At 70.5% G+C, this 1,342-nt stretch carries 1 protein-coding gene; it reads left to right on the top strand.

Annotation, left to right across the window (positions count from 1 at the left end; genetic code table 11):
* Positions 1 to 1,250, top strand: a 1,250-nt coding sequence (locus tag MJ797_RS24150) for a transposase (RefSeq protein ID WP_239341576.1), incomplete at its 5' end; no start/stop codon positions are given.
* Positions 1,251 to 1,342: the final 92 nt, after the last annotated feature.

The following is a 1,342-nucleotide window of genomic DNA, read 5'->3' as shown; positions in this document are numbered from 1 at the left end:
TCCCTACCGCGACCCTCGAAAGAGTGGACGCCGATGCTCCCGGACTTCACCTTACCGTCTTCTTTCGTGGTCCTCCTGGCCGGTTTCCGGCCGTGTTTCACCGCGCCGACGTTCCAGGTGTTCCGTGCCCTGGTCGCCGGGACGCTCGCGGTGACCGGCCGGCGCACAGTCTGCGGGATGCTCGTGGCGCCGGGCTGTCCCAGGTGTGGTCGCACCACCGGGCGCACCGGTTCTTCTCGGCCGCCCGCTGGTGCCCGGACCAGGTCGGCCTGGCACTGGCCCGCCTCGTCGTGGGCCTGCTGGTCGTCGACGACGCCCCGGTGCTCGTCGCCGTCGACGACACCCTGTTCCACCGGTCGGGGAAGAAGGTGTGGGCGGCCGGCTGGTTCCACGACGGTTCCGCGAAAGGCTCCCACCAGGTCGGGTACGGCAACAACTGGGTTGTCGTCGGCGTCGTGGTGACCCTGCCCATGCTCAACCGGCCGGTGTGCCTGCCGGTGCTGGCCCGCCTCGTCCGCAAGGACACCACCTCCGCCTCCCGGCTCCGCCTCGCCACCCAGGCCGTCACCCGGCTCGCCGCCGCCCTGCCCGGCCGGACCGTCCACGTCGTCGCCGACGCCGCCTACGCCTACGCCGGCGACGACCTACGCGCCCTGCCCGCCTCGGTCACCTGGACGACCAGGCTCCGCAAGGACGCCGCCCTGTTCGACCTCGCCCCGCCACGCACCGGGAAACGAGGCCGGCCCCGCCTCAAAGGCGACCGGCTCGGCTCCCTGGCCCAGCTCGCCGCCACCGCGACCTTCACCCCCGTCGACATACTCCGCTACGGCGAGCACGCCACCGTGCACGTCGCGACCATCCGTTGCCTCTGGTACGGCGTGTTCGGCACCCGCCCGGTCACCGTCGTCCTGGTCCGCGACCAGCCCGCCCGGGCATGCACCTACGACCTCGCCCTGGTCACCACCGACCCCGCCGCCACACCCGGCCAGGTCGTCGAACGCTACGCCGCCCGCTGGTCGGTGGAAGTCATGATCGCCGACGCCAAACAGATCTTCGGCGTCGGCCAGGCCCGCAACCGGCTCAAACTCGCCGTCGAACGCACCGTCCCGTTCGGCCTGACCTGCCAGACCCTCACCATCTGCTGGTATGCCACCGCCGGCCACCACCCCGCCGACGTCACCGACCGCCAACGACATGCACCCTGGTACACCACCAAGACCTACCCCTCCACCAGGGCTGCGCGAAGGTAGCACTCCGGGTTGATCCAACTACACATTCGGCCACGGTCGGGTACCCCTGACAATCCAAAAATCCCTGAAGCACAAGCACTGTGGGCGTCAGT

Source organism: Protofrankia sp. CiP3 (assembly GCF_917627345.1).
In the GTDB taxonomy this organism is placed as follows: Bacteria; Actinomycetota; Actinomycetes; order Frankiales; family Frankiaceae; genus Protofrankia.
This window is presented reverse-complemented; position numbering and strand designations above follow the sequence as displayed.